Raw genomic sequence first — 20,134 nt, 5'->3', positions numbered from 1 at the left:
GATCACTTACCCTTCACGGCGGTGCGGACGAAGACGGAGCGACCGCGAGCACCGGGGATCGCGCCCTTGACGAGCAGCAGACCCTTCTCGGCGTCGACGGCGTGCACCGTGAGGTTGAGGACGGTCACACGCTCGCCACCCATGCGACCCGCCATGCGCATGCCCTTGAAGACACGCGACGGGGTCGACGAAGCACCGATCGAACCGGGCTTGCGGTGGTTGCGGTGGGCACCGTGCGAAGCGGACACACCGGCGAAGCCGTGGCGCTTCATGACACCGGCGAAGCCCTTGCCCTTGGAGGTGCCGACGACGTCGACCTTCTGGCCCGCCTCGAACGTGTCGACGGTGAGCTCCTGGCCGAGCGTGTACTCAGCGGAGTCGTTGGTGCGGATCTCCGTGAGGGTGCGGCGCGGGGTGACCCCGGCTGCCTCGAAGTGGCCGGCGGCCGGCTTGTTGACCTTGCGCGGGTCGATGGCGCCGGCGGCGATCTGGATCGCCTCGTAGCCGTCGCGCTCGACGTTGCGGATCTGGGTGACCACGTTCGGGCCGACCTCGATCACGGTGACGGGGATGAACTTGTTGTTCTCGTCCCACACCTGGGTCATCCCGAGCTTCTTGCCGAGGAGGCCCTTGACGGTCTTGGTTGAGTTCGCCATCAGTCCAGCCCCCTTACAGCTTGATCTCGATGTTGACGTCGGCCGGGAGGTCGAGTCGCATGAGCGAGTCGACGGCCTTCGGCGTCGGGTCGACGATGTCGATGACCCGCTTGTGCGTGCGCTTCTCGAAGTGCTCGCGCGAGTCCTTGTACTTGTGGGGAGAACGGATCACGGTGACCACGTTCTTCTCGGTGGGGAGCGGCACCGGGCCGACCACGGTCGCACCGGCACGGGTCACCGTGTCGACGATCTTCCGGGCCGACGTGTCGATGACCTCGTGGTCGTACGACTTGAGCCGGATGCGGATCTTCTGTCCCGCCATGTGTCTCTTTGTCCTCTCTGCGCCGCGCACCCTCGGGCCGCCTGACGCCGCCGCCACCGTGCATTCCTGCAGGGCTTGGCTGTTTTCTGTGAACCAACCGGCCGCATCCGCTGGGGATGACCGCTGTTCTCGTGTCAACCGCGCGGAGCGACCTGGGCCGTTCAGCGTGGGCATGTCGTCTCCCGCACGCTCTGGGCACAGCAGTGCCCGTCACGCTTGGTGGGGAGTCGATCGTGTTCTGCTGCCTGCGGCCCAACCCAGCCCTGCTGGACAGGGGGGTTGTGCACTGCCAGAGCAGTGATCCTGCGCACGCGAACGCGCGCGGAATTTCGGAACCGGACAAGTCTCGCATAGGCACGGCATCCGTGCAACCCGGGCGTGTCGCGAATCACGGGCGTGTCGGGATCGGCCCGCTTCCCCGGATCCACGCGGATCGAGGGCCAGGAGGCGCGGGTCGCCCCCGACGCACGACGTGCCCTCCGGAGCCGGTCCGGAGGGCACGTCGCAGGGGTCGGTCGGGACTACTCCGCGACGACCGGGGGGACGAACCACGGGGGGAAGACCGCGACCCGGGGAGCGTGTCCGCCGTGGTCCTTGAGCACGGCCTTGACCGTCTGGCGGACGCGGTCGTTGGGGACGCCGATGACCGCGACGGCGGAGAACGGCACGCTCGGGCCGGCGAGCAGCTCGAGGCCGAGCATCTCCGGGTCGGTGAAGTCCGTGCGACGGATGAGGTTCGTCGCGGCCTCGGGCCCGACGGCGAACCGGACGTCCTCGGCGTCGGCGTCCTGGTCGGCGACGATGACCGACGCCCCGAAGGCCGACACCGGCACGACGAGCATGATGTACTCCGTCGCCCGGGTCCGGCGGGCCGCGTCGGACCACCGCTCGCCCTCGGCGCCGGTGCGCAGCTCGTCCCAGCGGGTCGCGTCGGGCGACAGCGTGAACGGCACGTGCGCGGCGACCGGGGAGCCGTCGGGGGCGTGTGCCTCGGCGCGGGCGGCCCGGGCAGCGGCGGAGGCGACGTCGACGACCGGCGTCACGGCGTCCGACGCGAGGATCGCACCGGACCCCACGATGTCGTCGAGGTTGTCCACGTGCGTCACGTGGTGCGCGCGGAGCGAGGCGAAGTCACGCGCCTCGGGCAGGTCGGGCACCGGGGACCGCAGCGAGGACGCCGGGGTCGCCGCCTGGCCGGGCACGGTCCGGAGCGAGGTGGTGATCCGGGTACGGCGCGGGGTCGGGGTGGTGGGGAGTTCTGCGGCCTCGCGCTGCCGTGGCGCGCAGATGTCGCAGAGTTCGGTGGGGAATCCGTGGATGCACTCGTCAGTCACGACTGGTGGGGTCCTTCCGTGCCCGGGTGGGGGTGTTCGGGCACGAGGTCCAACGGTACGTCATCCCGGCCCCTTCCCGGTCACTGTCGGTAGAGCAGTGCGCGGACCTCCGACTCGGCCGCGTGCGTGCGGTCGGGGTCGATGGTCTCGCCGTGGTCGTAGGCGTCGAGCAGGCGCGGGTCGATGTAGCTCTGCCGGCACACCGTCGGGGTGTTGCCGAGTTCCTCGCTCGCGACCTTCACCGCGTGCGACACCGCCTTCTTCCGTTTCGCCACGGACGACTGCGGTCCGGTCGCCGCGAGGTCGACCGCGGCGGCGACGGTGCCGTGCAGGGTGCGGAAGTCCTTCGCGGTGAACTCGTCACCGGCACGTTCCTTCACGTACTCGTTGATGTCCTCGGCGGAGAGGGGCTCCCACTCGGCGCCGCGGCGTGCACGGAACGAGAGCAGCCGGGCGTTCGGTCCGCGCCGCTTCATGCCCGCGATGACGGTCGCGAGGTCGGGGTCGTGGATCGAGGACGACCACTCCTGGCCGCTCTTGCCCGGGAAGTCGAGCTCGATGTCGTCGCCGGAGACGTGGGCGTGCGCGCACAGCAGGGTGGACAGGCCGCGGCTGCCGTGCTCGGTGGCGTACCGCTCCGACCCGACCCGCAGGGACCCCTGGTCGAGCATCCGGAAGGCCGCCGCGAGGGCACGCTGCCGGTCGGGCTCCGGCCGCCGGAGGTCCATCGTGACCCCGCGTCGTGCGACCGGCAGCGACTCGGCGAGCGCCAGGGCACGGTCGTACTTGATGCGGTCCATCCGTTCGCGCCAGGACGGGTGGTACATGTACTGCCGCCGACCGGCGCCGTCGACGCCGGTCGCGAGCACGTGCCCGTTGTCGTACGGCGAGATCCACACGTCGTCCCACGCGGGCGGGATGACGAGGTCCTCGAGACGCTGCCGGACAGCGGCGTCGGTGACGGTGGTGCCGTCCGGGTCGCGGTAGGAGAAGCCGCGCCCGCTGCGGACGCGGTGGTAGCCGCGACCGTTGGTCGCGGAGCGGCGGAGACGGGTCACGCTCTCGATGCAACTCGCCACCGCCTGTGACCCGGCCCGGCGACGGACGGGAGGGACGGTGCCAGCCGGCACCGCGCCTCCCGTCCGTCAGGTGGTCACGCTCGGCGACGTCGGCGCGTCACCAGCAGGACGCCACCGGCCGCCATCGCGAGGAGCGCGATCAGCGCACCGATGCCGAGTCCGGCCGCACCCGTGAAGGCGAGCTCGCTCGCCGACTCCGGAGCGTCGCGCACCGGGGCCGGGTCGCTGGCGCGCATCGGGTCCGTCGGGCTGGCGGATCCCGCGACCGGCACCACCTGCGTCGTCGGCGACTCGACCGTGGCGACGTTCGTGATGCGGTCCGGTGCGTCCGTCGCGACCTTCGCCGTGACCTGGAACGCGACCTTCCCGTCGACGGCGAGCGGACCCGTCAGGGTGCAGGTGACGGTCTGCCCGGTGGTGCAGCTCGCGGCCTTCGCGTCGTTCACGCTCACCAGGGTGAGGCCGGCCGGCAGACGGTCCGTGACGACCACGGGGCCCGGGTCCTCGGTGGGGCCGTCGTTGCGCACCGTGATGGTGTACCCGACGGTCTCCCCGCGGACCAGCTGCCCGGTGTGCGTCTTCGTGACCGCCAGGCTCGACGCGGGGTCGACGGCCAGCTCGTCCGAGTCGTCGTTGTCGGCGAGCGTCGTCTCGGTCGTGCTCGTCGCCACGGTCGCGCTCGGCTGCACGCCCGGGTAGGCGGCGGCCGTCGGCGTCTGGTGCACCGTGATCGCCGGGGCGAGCGAGCCCGCCGGCAGCGTGCCCGCGAGGGCGAACGACACCGTGGTCGAGCCGTCGGCGTTCTTCGTGACGGACGTGACGGTCCACGCGGGGTCGGCCTCGGCCCCGACGTACGTCAGGCCCTTCGGCAGCGTGTAGGTCGCGGTGACCGCCGCGGCGTCGGAGAGGCCGACGTTCCGGACCCGGATCGTCTCCGGCAGGTCCTTGCCGATCACCGCGGTGCCGTCGTGCCCGATCGTGATGGCCACGTTCGCCACCTCGTCGACGTCGAGGGGGCTCGTCACCGGCTCGTCGTTCGTGCCGACCGGCGGGTTGGTGCCCTGGCCGGTGATCACCGCGCGGTTCTCGATCGTGCCGGCGGTGTGGCCGGACGCGAGCTTCGTGGTGATCCACAGGCCGGGGGCGTCCGTCCCGGCGACGATCGTCGTCGGGAGCGAGCACGTCACCAGGGTCGGGTCGGTCGTGCCGTCGCAGGTCCACACCGCTCCGTCGCTCGAGGCGCCGGTGAACGTCAGCCCCTCGGGCAGCTGGTCGGTGACGACCGTGGTGGGCTGCTCGTCCGACGGACCCTCGTTGCTGACCTGGAGCAACCAGGTCTGCTCGGCGCCGGCGGTGACGCGCTTCGCGGCCGTCGTCGACCCGGGCTTCTCGACCGGGGTCTTGGTCAGGCGGAGCGCAGCGTGCGTCGTCACCGTGACGTCGTCACCGCTGGTGTCGTTCGTCGGGTCCGTGTCGGGCGTCGCACTCGACACGACCGCGGTGTTGCGGAGCGTGCCGGCCGGGGTGCCGGACGCGATCGAGGCGGTCACGTGGAACACCGTGGTCGCACCGTTCGCGACCACGCCGGTCGACCAGGTGCTCGGGTCCGCGCCCTGCTCCCAGGCCGTGTCGTCCGTCGTGACCTTCGTGATCGTCATCCCCGCGGGCGGGGTGTCGGTCCACGTGACGTCCTGCGCGTCCGAGGGGCCGTCGTTCGTCACGGTGACGTCGTAGGTGACGGTCGTGCCGGCGTCGGCGCTCGGGGCGCTCGTGCGCTGCTTCGTGATCGACAGGTCGGCGTGCGTGGTGACGTCGACGGTCGCCTCGTCGTGCGCGGTCGGGCCGGTGGCCGTGACGGGCGCCGCGGTCGCGGTGTTGACGATCGACGATCCGCGGAAGGACGCCGGCACGTGCACGGTCAGGACGATCGTGTTCGGGTCGGTCGCGCCCGCCGCGATCCCGTCGGCGCTCGACAGGGTGAGCACGCCGTCCTCGTTCGACTCGAGCGTCCAGTGCTGCTGGGTCGCCGCGGTCAGCCCGCGGAACTCCACGCCGGCCGGGAGGGTGTCCTGGACGCGGACGCTCGGCGAGGTGCCGTCACCGGCGGGCAGGTCGGACGGGCCGGTCGGGTTCGCGACCGTGATCGTGTAGGTGACGTCCTTCCCGGCGTCGACCGTCTCGACGTCCGCGGTCTTCGTCACCGACAGGCCGGCGGTCTGGGTGGCGTCGCTGCGGCCCTGCGCCTCGGCGGGCGCCGCGTTGTCGGCGGTCACCACGGCCGTGTTCAGCAGGGTGCCGGACATCGACGACGGGGTCGTCACCGTGATGGTGAACGTCGTGCTCTTCCCGGCGGCCAGGGTGCCGTCGAGCACACAGGTCACGTCGTTCCCGTCGGCGGCGGGTGCGGTGCAGGTCCAGGCGCCGTCCGTCTGGGTGATCGTGTCGGTCGCCTTGTCGACCGGCCCGTCGGCGCTGAGCCGCGTGCCGGACTCGAGCGTGTCCGAGACCCGGACCGTGCGTGCATCGGCCGTGCCGGTGTTGGTGACCCGGATGGTCCAGTCCGCGGACTCGCCCGCGACCAGGGCCGCGCGCTCGGTCGCGTCCGGCGCGGTCTGCGCCGTCGAGCCGAACGCCTTGGCGATCGTCAGCGAGGTCGTGTCGTCCACGCCGGTGGTCGCCTCCGCGTCGTCGTTCGACGAGGTCGGGTCCGTCGTGCGCGTCGGGTCGACCGCGACGCCCGCGGTGTTCACGATCGACTGCGAGGCGGTGACGTCCGGGTGCACGGTCGCGGTGACGGTGATCGCGCCGGCGGTGGTGCCGTTCGCGAGGCCGTCGCGCGTGCAGGTCACGGTGTCGTCGTCCGTGGCGCAGGTCCACGCGGGGTCGTCCGAGGTCGCACCCACGAGGGTCACCGTGTCGGGCAGCGTGTCCGTGACGGTCACCGTGCCCCGTGCATCCGAGACGCTCTGGGTCGTCGGGTCGGTGCGGTTCTCGACGGAGAGGTTCCACGAGATCGTCCGGCCGGCCTGCACCGTCCCGGAGGGACCGGTCTTCGTGATCGCGAGGTCGGCGATCGCGACCGGGGTCACGCTCGCGGTGTCGCTGTCGTTCCCGCTCTCCGGGTCGAAGGTCTGGCCCGTGCCCTGGTGGATCGTGGCGGTGTTCCGGACGGCGGTGAGCGGTGCGTTCGCCGGCAGCGTCAGCGCGACGTCGAGCTCGGGGAACGAGTCGCCCGCCGCGACGGTGGCACCGTTGACGCAGGACCACGTGCCGTCGTCCGGCGTGCAGGCCCAACCGCTGCCGGTGAAGGCCAGCGTCGAACCGGTGGCCAGGCCCGTCGGGGCGTCCACGACGGTCGTGCCGTGCGCGGCGTCGGGGCCCGTGTTGGTCACCCGGATGGTCCAGGCCTTCGCGGTGGTGGCACCGGCGACGACCTTCGACGTCGTGGCGGTCTTCGTCAGGGCGAGGTCGGCCGCCGCGATCCGTGCGGTCGCGGTGGCGTCGTCACCGCCGTTCGGGTAGGAGACGAAGGACCCCTTCGCCGAACCGGTGCCGCCCGACGCGCTCGTCACCGTCGCGGTCACGTGGTTCGTGTGGGCGATCGAGGTACCGGCTCCGGGGTCCGTCGTCGCACCGGTGCCGGGGACGGCGCGGTAGTGCAGCACGAGGGACCGGTCGGCACCGAGCGCGCCGAGGTCCGCCCACGTGAGGGTCGTCCCGCCGCCGCTGCGCGTCGGGTCGTCCACGGCGGACGCGGCACCGCCGTCACGTGCGACCGTCGCGCTGCCGGACACGTACGACCAGTTCGCCGGCAGGACGTCCTGCACGCGCACCGACGCGGCAGCGCTCCCGGTGTTCGAGAACGTCACGCTGAAGTCCGAGGCGACGCCCACGTAGGACAGCCCGCCGATCGTGTCGTTCGACTTCGTCACGGCCACGCGGGGGAACGACGGCGTGACGCTCGCGGTCGCCCGCGCTGCGGCGTAGTCCGCTCCGCCCGAGGCGAGCGAGTGGTAGACGCCGGTCGACGCCGTGTTCACCAGCGGGCTGCCGGAGAGGGTGGCGTCCTCGGCGAGCTTCGCCGTGTAGGTGTGGGTGACCGTCGCGCCGGCTCCGATGACCGCCGTCGGCCAGGTGATCCGCCCGCCGCCGCAGTCCGCGTCGGCGGCGATCTCCGCGCCGTCGGCGGTGAGCGACGCGCGGTCGACCGTGATGCCGTCCGGCACGCAGTCGGTGACCGGGGTGCCGTAGGCCGGCGAGCCCGAGTTCGTCACGGTCACCCGGTAGGTGATCGTCTGGCCCGGCTCGACGTTCATCGTCGTGGACGTCTGCGAGCCGACCGTCGCGGTCTTCGCGATCGCGAGCGACGGCGCGACGACACTGCCGTTCGCAGCGTTCGACGTGACCGACGCGTCGGACGGCGCCGCGCCCTTGCTCGTGCGGTTCCACGCGAGGGTGGCGGTGTTCGCGAGCCCCGTGCCCGCGACCTGGTCGGTGCCGACCGTGACCGGGATCGACGTCGTGATCGTCACCGGGTGGTCGATGCCGGTCGGGATGTCCGACAGCCGGACCACGACGGAGGCACCGTCGACCGAGGGGGTCGCGGTCACGGCGTCGTCGGAGCTCGTCACGGTCGGCGTGCCGGTCGCGGCGGTGCCCGCGGGCAGGACGTCCGTGATCCGGGCGTCGTAGAGCGCGACGTTCGCCGGGATGGTGGTCGTGATCGTGTAGGTCGCGCCGTCACCGGGGCGGACCTGCAGCGCAGCGGTGCCCGACGGGTCCGTGCTGGCGGTGCCGGTCGACGCCCCCGTCCCGGGGTTCCACGTCGGTGCCGTCAGCCGCTTGGTGACGGAGGGACCGGTGACGGTGACGTCGTCCGTGTCGCTCGCGAGCTGCACGTACGAGCTGTTCGCCGTCGCGTAGTCGGTCGTCAGGCTCGACGCCAGCACGCGCGCGGTGTTCCGGTAGGTCTGGCCGGCGGGAGCGTCCTGCTTGACCGTCGCGACGACCGTGATGGTGGCGGAGGCCCCGGCGGCGAGGACGCCGTCGCTCGTCGCGTTCCACGCGTGCAGCGTGGTGCCGGTCGGGCAGCTGCCGAACGCTGCGCGCTGCGCGGAGGTCGGGGTGGTCTCAGCCGCCGAGCTCGACGTGAGCGTCAACGCGTCCGGGAAGCAGTCGCCGACGAGGGTGGACCGTGCGTCCGCGCTCGTGGCCGTGTTCGTCGTCCTCAGGGTCCACGTGACGGTGTCGCCACCGGCGACCGTGCGGCCACCGAGGTCGTCGGACTTGTCGATCGCGACGGCCGGGGCCTGCACGGTCACCGTCTTCGACGCGGTCGCGGTGTACGCGGTGACGCCGGAGGGCTTCGAGGTGAAGGTGGCCGTGTTCTTCGGTGCCGCGGTCGTGAAGCCCGTGCCGTCCGACGCAGGGTACGTCCCGACGCCCGCGGTCGCGCGGAGCCCGGTGACGACGACCTCGAACTTCACCGGCGCACCGGTCGTGTTGTCGAACGTGGCCGGGAAGAGAACGGCGCCCGCACCGTTGGCGTTGCCGGTCCCGGTGAGCGTGAACGTCTGCCCGCCGTACGTCCCGGTGACGTCGGTGCCCTGTGCACTCGCCGGCACCGTGATGGTCGTCGCGTCCGGGAAGGTGAGGGTCCACGAGGTGGCAGCCGTCCGGCCGACGCCCGTCGGCAGCGGGTCGGTCAGGGTCGCGTTCGCGGCGCTCGTGCGGTCAGCGATCGTCGCCGAGTACTTGTACCCGAGCGTCTGACCGGGGGCGGCCGCGTCACCGGACAGGTTCGTCAGCGTCGAGTCCGCGACCGCTGCCCCGGACTTCGCGACCGTGACACCGGGGATCGCGACCGAACGGTTCGCGTCGGCCTGCGGTGCGGTGCCCTGACCGGCCGCGGGGGTGGAGGACGCGGTGGCGTTGGTCCCGCGCTTCGGGATCCACGTGGTCGTGGCGCCGGAGTCCGTCGCGGTCGTGAAGGAGACGACGGAGGAGTAGTTGGGGAACGTGGTCCCGACGTAGCCCGGCGACGGGGTCTGGACGTCGTACGTCAGGCTCTTCGTCGTGCTCGCGGCGATCGACGGGATCGTCCAGGTGAGGTACTGCACACCCGTGAACTTGGTCGCCGCCCCGGTGGGCGCCGCACCGCAGGCGCCTTGGTCGGAGATGTTCGTGACCATCGCACAGGTCACCTTCGACGGCAGGGCGTCCCAGACGGTGACGCTCCCGATGGCCGACGTCGTCCCCGTGGCCGGGGTGTTGCCGACGTTCAGCCGGTAGCTCAGCACCTGGCCCTCGGTGGTGGTGGTGGGGTTGGACACCGTGGTGCCGTCCGCCTTGACGATGTCCTTCGCGAGCGTCGCGGTCGGGGTGCCGGCGACCGTGTAGCCGACCGAGGACCGCAGGCTCGTCACGGAGCCCTTCGTGTTCTGCTGCGCGAACTTCATGAGGTTGTCGACGAGGTCGACCTTCGTGCTGCTCGAGCCCTGCGTGCTGATGGTCGCCGCGACGTAGAGGACGAGGCGCACCGCCTGGCCGTCACCGTCGACGTAGGTGCCACTCGCGCCGGACATCGTGTGACCGACCGCGAACGACGCCGTGGTCGCGCTCGACGACTTCAGCGTGACGTCCGATGCGGGGACGGAGCTCTCCGACCCGTAGGTCCAGTCGGTGCCCTCCGTCCACGTCGCACCGGCCGCGGTGGTACCGACCGGGAGCATGTCGGTGATCGTCGCGTTGCGGCTCTGGACACCGGCCGGGAAGTCCACCTGCAGTCGGAAGCAGACGACGTCGCCGAGCTGGAACGGGGCGGTGGGGGTCGTCGTCTGGTACCCGGTGCGCGTCGTCGCGGTGCAGTCGGCGGAGTTCCGCACGCCGTCGCTCGAAGCGCGCGGCAGCACGGACTTCGCGATGCTCGGGGAGTTCGACACGATCGTCGCCGCGGAGTCGTCGACGACCGCCGTCGAGCCGGTGTCGCCGTGGACACCGGTCGAGGTCCCCGCGATCCGGACCTTGTTCGTGAAGTCGTCGCCGGCGGCGGTCGGGCCGCCCGAGCCGGTGACCGAGTACTTGTCCCGCATGAGTGCCTTGTACGAGACCGTGACCGAGCCGTCGGTGGCCAGGTCCGCGACGTGGAAGGTCATCGTGAACGTGCCCGCCGCGGCGTCGTAGGCGACCTGGTCGACCGTCCCGTTCGTCATCGGCTGGTTCAGCGCGCTGACGGTGTTCGGGTCGCAGTCCGCGGGGATGGTCCCGGTGGTCTTCGTCCCGGCGGGGAACGCCGGGCAGAGTCCGTCCGGGATCGTATCGGTCAGCGTGATGCCGGCGGACGACTCGTACTCGCTCGTGCGGATCAGGAGCGAGTACGCGGCCTGCTGGCCCGCGGCGAAGACGTTGCCGTCGACGGGCGTGGTCACGGACTTCGCCACCGCGAGGTCCATCGCCTCGACGGTCATCGACGCCGTCGAGCTCTGCGCCGACGTCGCCGTTCCGTCGACCTTGCCGGTGTAGGTGCCGGCAGCGGTGACCGTGTTCGTCTGGCCGCGGCCGTTCGACGTCGTGTCCGCGGTGTTCTGCCTGGTCGACGCGCCGGTGTTGTTGTCGAGGTTCGCCGTGCTGGCCAGCGCGGCCGTGGTCGGAGCGGCGGGCGTCTGGCTGCCGGTGGCGAAGGTCATGGTGTTCTCGCGCAGCGGCACGGCGGCGAGGTACTGGATCGTCACGGGCGCGTTCGTCAGCTGCCCGAGGTTCCAGACCACCTTCGTGAAGACGGCCGTCCCCTTGCCCGGGACGTTGTTCACGGTCGTGACGCTCTGGGGCGTGAGGCAGTTCGCCGGCGTCAGGGTCCCGGACGCCTTCGCCGCGGTCGCTGCCGTGAGGTCGGGCGCCCCCGCGTACTCCGGCCCGGAGGTCGTGTTGTCGACCGCGCCGCACTGCAGGAACTCGAGGCCCGCCGGCAGGTAGTCCGTGACGGTCACGCCGTTGCTCGGCGCGGTCGAGGTGTTCTGCACCGTCAGCGTGTAGACCGTCGGGTGGTCGTGGACGCCGCGGACCAGCTCGTTCTCCGGGCTGGCCTCGGCCTTCGTGACCTTGATCGCGGCGATCGCGGTCGTGGTCGACTTCGCCGTGGCGGCGTTCGTCGCGTTGGTCGCCGGGGCGCCGGTCGTCGGATCGAACGTCGGCACGTTCCGCGCGTTCCCGCTGCCGGCGACCTGGACCGTCCCGGCGAACGACGAACCCACCGGGTAGGTCGTCGTCGAGGGCTGGACCTGGAAGGTGATCGACTTCTCGTCACCCGCGACGAGGTCGGACACGTTCGAGAAGACCAGGAGCAGCCCGCCTGCCGTCGGGGTGCTCGTGGTCGGGTCCGGCAGCGCGACGCCCGATGCCTTCGCCGAACCGGCGACGTAGGTCACTCCGGCCGGCAGCAGGTAGGAGTACCCGAGGTTGTAGAGCGGTGTCCCGCCCGACGCCGGCGTGCTGTTCGTCGCGGTGAGCGTGACGTTCACCGGGTCCCCGCTCAGCGCCGTGGCCGGAGCCTTCGCGGTGACCGTCACGACCGAGTCCGCCGCCGCGGGCTGCGCGACCGCCAGGACCGCGAGGAGTCCGGCGAGGAGCGCCGTCACGACGAGCATCGCCAGGGCGCGCGGACGGGCGGGGAACAGGGCAGGACGCATCGGGTGTGCTCTCGGGTCGTCGTCGGGCGACGCCGAGCACAGCGCAGCGATGCGGCACCGTCCGGGCAGGGATCCCTGGGCGCGCGTGCGTGGGTGTTCGGGTCACCACGAGAGGCCGGGTCGGCCTCGCGACTCCACGGTATCGAGTCGCGGGAAACCGCAACAACACCCCGAGTGGGGTACATCGCGTCCCACCTTGTGGGGACAACTGCGCCGGTCCTCCCAGGAGGCCTCCGGCACGTCTACGCTGCCGCCATGGCGTCGTACACCGTACGTCCTCTCGACGCGTCCACGTGGGACGCCTTCGACGAGCTCTGCCGCACGAGCGACGGCTTCCCGAGCGGCTGCTTCTGCATCGGCTTCCACGACGAGGGGCCGACACGGGACGCCGCGTGCAACCGGGAGCGCAAGCACGCCCGCGTCCTCGCCGGCACCACCCACGCCGCGCTGGTCCTCGACGGGGAGCGGTGCGTCGGCTGGTGCCAGTACGGGCCGGTCTCCGAGGTCGTCCGCATCAAGAACCGTCGCGTGTACGACCGGACGCAGGTCGGTCCGGATCCCGCCTGGCGCATCGGCTGCACCTACGTCCGCGCCGGGTACCGCCGACAGGGGGTCGCCATCGAGGCGCTCGGCGGTGCGCTCGCGCTCATCGCCGCCGCCGGCGGCGGGACCGTCGAGGGCTACCCGGAACCCGCCGGGACGGTGCCGGCCGGCTTCCTCTTCCACGGCGCGCTCTCGACGTTCGAGCGGTTCGGGTTCGCGCGCCAGCGCGCGATCGGCAAGCACCGCTGGGTCGTCACCACGACGGTCGAACCGGCCTGACGATCGAACCGGCCTGTCGATCGGGCCGCGCCCGAGACGGCACTGGAGGCGCTGCGCACGTCGTGCGCAGCGCCTCCAGTCCGTCGTCGGCGTCGAACCTACTCGCCGTTGTTGCCGATCTTGTCGTCCAGGTCCTGCGCGGTCTTGTCGATCTGCTCGTCGAACTTGCCGCCCGTGACCTTCTTGATGCCGTCGGCCAGGCCGTGGATGATCTTGTCGGAGACGTCTTCCGCCTTGTCGCTCTGCAGCGCCTCCTCGATCTTGTCCTTGTTCTCGTCCACGAACGCCTTCGCGCGGTCGGTGACCTCCTCCGCCTTGGCGGAGACGTTCTTCTGGATGTCGTCGAAGCCGGCCATGCTGCCTCCCTGCCGGCCGGAGGTGACCCGGCCGCTCGATGGCCGGTCGATCCGGCCGCTTGGCCCACATCGTGCTCCGATCCCCGCGATCTGTCCGCCGAACGCGAGCGAACTCCCGGGAAACGGAAAGCGGGGCCGGACCCGAAGGTCCGACCCCGCTGACGCGTGGTAACCGGAGTTACTTGACGATCTCCTCGACCGTACCGGCGCCGACCGTACGACCACCCTCACGGATGGCGAAACGGAGACCCGGCTCCATGGCGATCGGCTGGATCAGCTCGACGGCCATCGACACGGTGTCGCCGGGCATGACCATCTCGGTGCCCTCGGGCAGCGTGATGACGCCGGTGACGTCCGTGGTGCGGAAGTAGAACTGCGGACGGTAGTTCGCGTAGAACGGGTTGTGACGCCCGCCCTCTTCCTTGGTCAGGATGTAGGCGTTCGCCTTGAACTCGGTGTGCGGCGTGACCGAACCCGGCTTCACGACGACCTGGCCGCGCTCCACGTCCTCGCGCTTGAGGCCACGGATGAGCAGACCGGTGTTGTCACCAGCCTCGGCCTTGTCGAGCAGCTTGCGGAACATCTCGATGCCCGTGACCGTGGTCTTCTGCGTCGGGCGGATGCCGACGATCTCGACCTCGGAGTTGAGGTCGAGCGTGCCACGCTCGACACGACCGGTGACGACCGTGCCACGACCGGTGATCGTGAAGACGTCCTCGATCGGCATCAGGAACGGCTGGTCGGTGGCGCGCACCGGGTCCGGCACGTGCTCGTCGACCTGAGCCATGAGGTCCTGGACGGACTTGACCCACTTCTCGTCGCCCTCGAGCGCCTTGAGCGCCGAGACCTGCACGACGGGGGCGTCCTCGTCGAACTCCTGCGAGCCGAGGAGCTCACGGACCTCGAGCTCGACGAGCTCCAGGATCTCCTCGTCGTCCACCATGTCGGACTTGTTCAGCGCGACGACGATGTAGGGGACGCCGACCTGGCGGGCGAGCAGCACGTGCTCACGCGTCTGGGGCATCGGACCGTCGGTGGCGGCGACCACGAGGATCGCGCCGTCCATCTGCGCCGCACCCGTGATCATGTTCTTCACGTAGTCAGCGTGACCAGGAGCGTCGACGTGCGCGTAGTGGCGCTTCTCGGTCTGGTACTCGACGTGCGAGATGTTGATCGTGATGCCGCGCTCGCGCTCCTCGGGAGCGTTGTCGATCTGAGCGAAGTCACGGGCCTCGTTGAGGTCCGGGTACTGGTCGTGCAGAACCTTGGTGATCGCCGCCGTGAGCGTGGTCTTGCCGTGGTCGACGTGACCGATGGTTCCGATGTTGACGTGCGGCTTGGTCCGCTCGAACTTGGCCTTGGCCACTGTGGGTCCTCCTCAGGACTCGGAGAGCATGCCCCCGGTTCGTGAACCGTTGGCGTGCAGTGTGTGTCTTTACTGTACTTGGTGGCGAGGGGCCCGTCGCCGGGCACCCCCGCCTGTGGAGAGACGCTGGAGCGTCACTCCCCCGCGTTCTTCGCGATGATCTCCTCGGCGACCTTGGCCGGGACCTGGCTGTAGGTCTCGAAGGTCATCGAGTAGACCGCACGACCAGAGGTCTTCGACCGCAGGTCGCCGACGTAGCCGAACATCTCGGACAGCGGCACGCTCGCGCGGACCACCTTGACGCCCGAGGCGTCCTCCATCGAGGCGATCTGGCCACGACGGGAGTTCAGGTCACCGATGACGTCGCCCATGTACTCCTCCGGAGTACGGACCTCGACGGCCATGATCGGCTCGAGGATCGCCGGACCGGCCTTGCGGGCCGCTTCCTTGTAGGCGATCGAACCGGCGATCTTGAACGCCATCTCGGACGAGTCGACGTCGTGCGCCGCGCCGTCCTTGAGAATGGCCTTCACGCCGACCGTCGGGTACCCGGCCAGGATGCCGACCTGCATGGCGTCCTGGATACCGGCGTCGACCGACGGGATGTACTCACGCGGGACGCGACCACCGGTGACGGCGTTCTCGAACTCGTAGACCTTCTCGGCCGTGACTTCCATCGGCTCGAGGGCGATCTGCACCTTCGCGAACTGGCCGGAACCACCGGTCTGCTTCTTGTGCGTGTAGTCGTAGCGCTCGACGACCTTGGTCAGGGTCTCGCGGTAGGCCACCTGGGGCTTGCCGACCGACGCCTCGACCTTGAACTCGCGCTTCATGCGGTCGACGAGGATGTCGAGGTGGAGCTCGCCCATGCCCTTGATCGTCGTCTGACCGGTCTCGGCGTTGAGCTCGACGCGGAACGTCGGGTCCTCTTCGGCGAGCTTCTGGATGGCCGTGGAGAGCTTCTCCTGGTCGGCCTTCGTGTTCGGCTCGATGGCGACCTCGATGACCGGCTCCGGGAACGTCATCGACTCGAGGACGACCTGGTTGGTCGGGTCGCACAGGGTGTCACCGGTGGTGGTGTCCTTGAGACCGATGACCGCGTAGATGTGGCCGGCGGTCACGTTGTCGACCGGGTTCTCCTTGTTGGAGTGCATCTGGAAGATCTTCCCGATGCGCTCCTTCTTGCCCTTGGTCGAGTTGATGACCTGGGCACCCGACTCGATCGAGCCCGAGTAGACGCGGACGTAGGTGAGACGACCGAAGAAGGGGTGCACCGCGACCTTGAACGCGAGGGCCGAGAACGGCTCCGACGCGTCGGGCTTGCGGATGATCTCCTTCTCCTCGTCCTTGACGTCGTGGCCGATCATCGGCGGCACGTCGAGCGGGGACGGGAGGTAGTCGATGACGGCGTCGAGCATCGGCTGGACACCGCGGTTCTTGAAGGCCGAGCCGCACAGGACGGGGTAGACCTCGGACGCGATCGTGAGCTTGCGGATCGCAGCCTTGATCTCGTCCTTGGTGAGCTCCTCGCCGCCGAAGTACTTCTCGAGCAGGGCGTCGTCGGTCTCGGCGACGCGCTCGATCAGCTTGGCGCGGTACTCGTCCGCACGGTCCTTGAGGTCCGCGGGGATCTCCTGGACCTCGTACTGGGCGCCCATGGTGACGTCACCCTTGGAGTCGCCCGGCCAGACCTTGGCGTGCATCTCGATGAGGTCGACGATCCCGACGAAGTCGTTCTCGGCGCCGATCGGGAGCTGGAGCACGAGGGGCTCCGCGCCGAGGCGGTTGATGATGGTGTCGACCGTGAAGTAGAAGTCGGCGCCCAGCTTGTCCATCTTGTTGACGAAGCAGATGCGCGGGACGTCGTACTTGTCGGCCTGACGCCAGACGGTCTCGGACTGGGGCTCGACGCCCTCCTTGCCGTCGAAGACGGCGACCGCACCGTCGAGCACGCGGAGCGAACGCTCCACCTCGACCGTGAAGTCCACGTGACCGGGGGTGTCGATGATGTTGATCTGGTTGTTGTCCCAGAAGCAGGTCGTCGCGGCCGACGTGATCGTGATGCCGCGCTCCTGCTCCTGCGCCATCCAGTCCATCGTGGCAGCGCCGTCGTGGACCTCACCGATCTTGTGCGTGATGCCCGTGTAGAACAGGATGCGCTCGGTCGTCGTGGTCTTGCCGGCATCGATGTGCGCCATGATGCCGATGTTGCGGACCTTGTTCAGGTCGGTGAGCACGTCCTGTGCCACAGGGTTCCTCCGGAAGAGTTGTAGGAGAGGTTGGCGTCCGTGCGGGCGCCGGGGTTCATGACCACCGGCGCCCGGACGGTGCCGGGACTACCAGCGGTAGTGGGCGAAGGCCTTGTTCGACTCGGCCATCTTGTGCGTGTCCTCACGGCGCTTGACCGCGGCACCGAGACCGTTCGATGCGTCGAGGATCTCGTTCATGAGACGCTCGGTCATCGTCTTCTCGCGACGGGCCTTGGCGTACGAGGTCAGCCAGCGGAGCGCGAGGGTGTTCGCGCGGTGCGGCTTGACCTCGACCGGGACCTGGTAGGTCGAGCCACCGACGCGGCGGCTGCGGACCTCGAGGGTGGGACGGACGTTGTCGAGCGCCTTCTTGAGCGTCGCGACGGCGTCCTGCTGGTTCTTGGCGGAAACGCCTTCGAGGGCACCGTAGACGATGCGCTCTGCGAGGCCCTTCTTGCCGTCGAGCAGGATCTTGTTCACGAGCTGCGAGACGATCGGTGCGCCGTAGACCGGGTCTGCGACGACGGGACGCTTGGGGGCGGGACCCTTACGAGGCATTGGCTCAACCCTTCTTCGCGCCGTAGCGGCTACGTGCCTGCTTACGGTTCTTCACGGCCTGCGTGTCGAGCGCACCGCGGATGATCTTGTAGCGGACACCGGGGAGGTCCTTCACACGACCGCCGCGCACGAGCACCATCGAGTGCTCCTGGAGGTTGTGGCCCTCACCGGGGATGTAGGCCGTGACCTCGGTGCCGTTCGAGAGCTTGACACGAGCGACCTTGCGCAGTGCCGAGTTCGGCTTCTTCGGGGTGGTGGTGTAGACGCGGGTGCACACACCACGCTGCTGGGGGTTCGCCTTCAGGGCGGGCGCCTTGGTCTTGGTGACCTTCGGCGTACGACCCTTGCGAACCAGCTGCTGAATAGTAGGCAACTGTTCTCCTGGTTCTTCGCTCGTGTTCTCCGGCCGGCGCGGTCCGCCGACTTCCTCGTCCCACGCTGATCACCGCCTGACGGCGGATGACGAGTGGGGGACGGAGTGTTCCGGCCGACCGTTGGTCGGACCGGACTTTTCGGGCACGCCCGAAGGCGCACACCCGGAAGAGATTACCCGCGTAACCCGGCGAAATCAATCCGGGCGCGTCGCCCTGGAGGCGCGTGACGAGTGCCCTGGGCGAACAGGCGTCGCGTGGGTGGTCACGCGGGGCGCGGGGCGCTCCGCCCGGCCGGGCGCGGTGGACCGGACCGACGGCCGCCGGCCGGGCGCGGTGGACCGGACCCACGGCCGCTGGACGGACGCGGCGGGCCGGCACCGCGCCTCCTGGACGCACCGGGGCGCCGTCGTGCGCGGCGTCAGGAGCCCGTGTCGGACGAGCCGTTGCCCACCGCCGAGCGGAACGTCGCCCCCGCGTCCGTGAACTCCGTGACGTACCCGCTGGCGTTGACGTTCATCGGCCCGGCGGACGCCGTGCCCACCCCGCCCGGGCCGGAGATGTCCGCCGTGAACGTGGCACGCCCGAAGGACGTCGTCGTGACGAGCCAGCCGTTCGACACCCAGCCGCCGACCGACACGGTGGGGCGGGTGTCCAGCGTCCACTTCTGGTTCGTGTACGTGTAGGCGGCGTCCTGCCCGTAGGCGTAGAAGCTGCACCCGGCCGGTGCCGCCTCGGTCGAGGCGATGCAGCCGTCGACCCATGCGTCCACCGCCGCCTGGGCGGACCGCTTGCCCGCTGCGGTGAGCTCCGTCGTCATCGAGACGGGGCTCGAGGCGGTGCCCCCGAACCCGGTGACCGTCGCCGTCGCGGCCTTGGCGGAGTACCACTCGCCACCGTCCACCGCGACGTCGTACGTGCCGGGGAGGGCCGTGAGCGTCGCCGTGCCGTCCTTCGACGTGACCACGGACTGCCCGGCGACCGACACCTTCGTGCCCGTGGGGCCGCGCAGGCTGACGTCCACCGCACCGAGCCGCGGTGCCTCGAGCTGCCAGACCGGGAACACACCCCAGTCGGTGCCCGTCTTGTCGAGGGTGAAGGTGGACGAGACGTCGCGCCCCGCCTGCCGCAGGTAGGCCGTGACCGTGGCGGTGTCGCCGTCCGCACGCGTGGCGGCGATCCGGTAGCCCGTGACGCGGTCCTTCGCCTTCGCGTAGGCGGCCTTGGTGAGGAGCAGGTCGCGTTCGTCGTGCTCGATGCCCGCCACGTCGAGCGCGGCGCCCACCCGACCCGCCGTGAGGTCGTCGAGGAAGGCACGGACCGGACGATCGGCGGCGTGCGTCGACGTGCCGACCGAGTAGCCGACCACGCCCGCGACCAGGAGCAGCACGACGGCCGCGCCACCCGCGACGATGCTGACGAGCCGCCCGCGACCGAGTCGACGACGGGGCCGGGGCTGCGGTCCGGACGCCCCCGCCGGTGGTGCGTCCCGCGTGCCGCGGATCGAGTCCACGGCCGGGACGGATCCCCATCCGTCGGCCTGGTGCTGGTCGGTCATCGGTCCCCCGTCGTCCTGTGGTGCTGCAGGAAGACTACCGGCGGGCACCGTCATCGCCGGGCTCCGGGCGCACCCCCGACGCGCGCGACTGGTGCCGTGCCGCGGCGATCCCGCCGACGACGCACAGGAGTGCCACGACCACCGAACCGACGACGAACGGGCCGAGTGCGTAGCCGGCCGGGAACACGAGCAGCTCGGTGAGGTCGCTGCGGACCAGGCTGTAGCCGACCGCCCCGACGCCGAGCATCACCAGGTAGCAGGTCGCCGCGGCGACGAGGCCGGTGACGCCGGGGTTGCCCTCGCGGGAGCCGACCGCGGTCGCGAGGAACACCACCACGGCACCGCCGAGCACCATCGCGGGGCCGAGGTACGGGGTGGCGTCGGGCTGGGAGATGACCTCGACGTCGGCGAGGAGGGCCTCGAAGCCGGTCACCGCGATGACGAGCGCGATGAACAGGATCGACGTCATCGTCGCGATCAACCACCGGGACATGCGGTGATCGTATCGCTGGCGGGGCTCAGGCGGGGGTGGCGTCTGCGCGCTGCGGCTCGTTCGCGTGCGTCTGCTGGTCGGCGTGGGTCGGGTCGGCGTGGGTCGGGTCGGCGTGGGTCGGGTCGGCGTGGGTCGCCTGGTCGGCGTGCTCCTGCGCTGCGGCGACGAGCGCGAGGGCGATCGTGGCCGTGATCACCGGGATGGACTCGGTCATCGGCGCGGCTACGGTCGGGGCGTCGGTCGTGCTGGTCGCGTCGGGCGTGCTTGTCGCGTGCGTCGCGTCGGT

General features: G+C 70.6%; 13 protein-coding genes and 1 pseudogene. 1 reads left to right on the top strand and 13 read right to left on the bottom strand.

The annotated features are described in order from the left end of the window. Positions 1-2: 2 nt before the first annotated feature. From rplC to BIV03_RS07390, 5 genes are all read right to left on the bottom strand, one after another. A complete protein-coding gene (rplC, locus tag BIV03_RS07410; protein ID WP_070417684.1) occupies positions 3-656 on the bottom strand; it encodes a 50S ribosomal protein L3 in 654 nt (217 codons plus the stop codon). A 13-nt stretch (positions 657-669) separates the two neighbouring features. Then, entirely contained in the window at positions 670-978 is a 309-nt protein-coding gene (rpsJ, locus tag BIV03_RS07405) for a 30S ribosomal protein S10 (RefSeq protein WP_022903286.1), read from the bottom strand. Positions 979-1,499: 521 nt separating this feature from the next. After that, a complete protein-coding gene (locus tag BIV03_RS07400) occupies positions 1,500-2,312 on the bottom strand; it encodes a DarT ssDNA thymidine ADP-ribosyltransferase family protein (RefSeq protein WP_070417683.1) in 813 nt (270 codons plus the stop codon). A gap of 80 nt (positions 2,313-2,392) precedes the next feature. Next, a complete protein-coding gene (locus BIV03_RS07395) occupies positions 2,393-3,370 on the bottom strand; it encodes a DNA topoisomerase IB (protein WP_071295234.1) in 978 nt (325 codons plus the stop codon). 95 nt (positions 3,371-3,465) lie between these two features. Next, positions 3,466-12,075 carry an isopeptide-forming domain-containing fimbrial protein gene (locus BIV03_RS07390; RefSeq protein ID WP_071295210.1) on the bottom strand — a complete coding sequence of 2,870 codons (8,610 nt, stop codon included), beginning with the start codon at positions 12,073-12,075 and terminating at the stop codon, positions 3,466-3,468. 255 nt (positions 12,076-12,330) lie between these two features. Between BIV03_RS07390 and BIV03_RS07385 the strand changes: the two genes are divergently transcribed. Further along, positions 12,331-12,897, top strand: a complete 567-nt coding sequence (locus BIV03_RS07385; RefSeq protein WP_071295209.1) for a GNAT family N-acetyltransferase — start codon at positions 12,331-12,333, stop codon at positions 12,895-12,897. A gap of 98 nt (positions 12,898-12,995) precedes the next feature. Here BIV03_RS07385 and BIV03_RS07380 read toward each other — a convergent pair whose 3' ends face one another. From BIV03_RS07380 to BIV03_RS19530, 8 genes and pseudogenes are all read right to left on the bottom strand, one after another. Beyond that, positions 12,996-13,253: an Rv0909 family putative TA system antitoxin gene (locus BIV03_RS07380; RefSeq protein WP_071295208.1), complete on the bottom strand. Its 258-nt coding sequence runs from the start codon at positions 13,251-13,253 to the stop codon at positions 12,996-12,998. A gap of 178 nt (positions 13,254-13,431) precedes the next feature. Then, positions 13,432-14,619 carry an elongation factor Tu gene (gene tuf / locus BIV03_RS07375; RefSeq protein ID WP_070417678.1) on the bottom strand — a complete coding sequence of 396 codons (1,188 nt, stop codon included), beginning with the start codon at positions 14,617-14,619 and terminating at the stop codon, positions 13,432-13,434. 134 nt (positions 14,620-14,753) lie between these two features. Then, positions 14,754-16,868: an elongation factor G gene (gene fusA, locus BIV03_RS07370; protein WP_070417677.1), complete on the bottom strand. Its 2,115-nt coding sequence runs from the start codon at positions 16,866-16,868 to the stop codon at positions 14,754-14,756. A gap of 87 nt (positions 16,869-16,955) precedes the next feature. Continuing rightward, complete coding sequence (rpsG, locus tag BIV03_RS07365; RefSeq protein WP_022903294.1) at positions 16,956-17,426, bottom strand: 30S ribosomal protein S7; 471 nt, start codon at positions 17,424-17,426, stop codon at positions 16,956-16,958. A gap of 4 nt (positions 17,427-17,430) precedes the next feature. Then, complete coding sequence (rpsL, locus tag BIV03_RS07360; protein WP_017885540.1) at positions 17,431-17,799, bottom strand: 30S ribosomal protein S12; 369 nt, start codon at positions 17,797-17,799, stop codon at positions 17,431-17,433. Positions 17,800-18,218: 419 nt separating this feature from the next. After that, complete coding sequence (locus BIV03_RS07355; RefSeq protein WP_071295207.1) at positions 18,219-19,355, bottom strand: hypothetical protein; 1,137 nt, start codon at positions 19,353-19,355, stop codon at positions 18,219-18,221. A 34-nt stretch (positions 19,356-19,389) separates the two neighbouring features. Beyond that, positions 19,390-19,860 (bottom strand): annotated as a pseudogene (locus BIV03_RS07350) (DUF6121 family protein); the annotation flags it as partial. Positions 19,861-19,873: 13 nt separating this feature from the next. Beyond that, positions 19,874-20,134: hypothetical protein (locus tag BIV03_RS19530; RefSeq protein WP_217637352.1), on the bottom strand; the 261-nt coding region annotated here is incomplete at its 5' end.

Source organism: Curtobacterium sp. MCBA15_016, assembly GCF_001865105.1.
Lineage (GTDB): Bacteria > Actinomycetota > Actinomycetes > Actinomycetales > Microbacteriaceae > Curtobacterium.
Note: the sequence above shows the minus strand (reverse complement) of the source record. Positions and strands in the feature narration are given on the sequence as shown.

Excerpts from the sequence above, each read along its gene's own strand:
- rplC (WP_070417684.1), bottom strand. The coding sequence starts at position 656 with ATGGCGAACTCAACCAAGACCGTCAAGGGCCTCCTCGGCAAGAAGCTC.
- rpsJ (WP_022903286.1), bottom strand. The coding sequence starts at position 978 with ATGGCGGGACAGAAGATCCGCATCCGGCTCAAGTCGTACGACCACGAG.
- BIV03_RS07390 (WP_071295210.1), bottom strand. The coding sequence starts at position 12,075 with ATGCGTCCTGCCCTGTTCCCCGCCCGTCCGCGCGCCCTGGCGATGCTC.
- BIV03_RS07385 (WP_071295209.1), top strand. The coding sequence starts at position 12,331 with ATGGCGTCGTACACCGTACGTCCTCTCGACGCGTCCACGTGGGACGCC.
- BIV03_RS07380 (WP_071295208.1), bottom strand. The coding sequence starts at position 13,253 with ATGGCCGGCTTCGACGACATCCAGAAGAACGTCTCCGCCAAGGCGGAG.
- rpsG (WP_022903294.1), bottom strand. The coding sequence starts at position 17,426 with ATGCCTCGTAAGGGTCCCGCCCCCAAGCGTCCCGTCGTCGCAGACCCG.
- BIV03_RS07355 (WP_071295207.1), bottom strand. The coding sequence starts at position 19,355 with ATGACCGACCAGCACCAGGCCGACGGATGGGGATCCGTCCCGGCCGTG.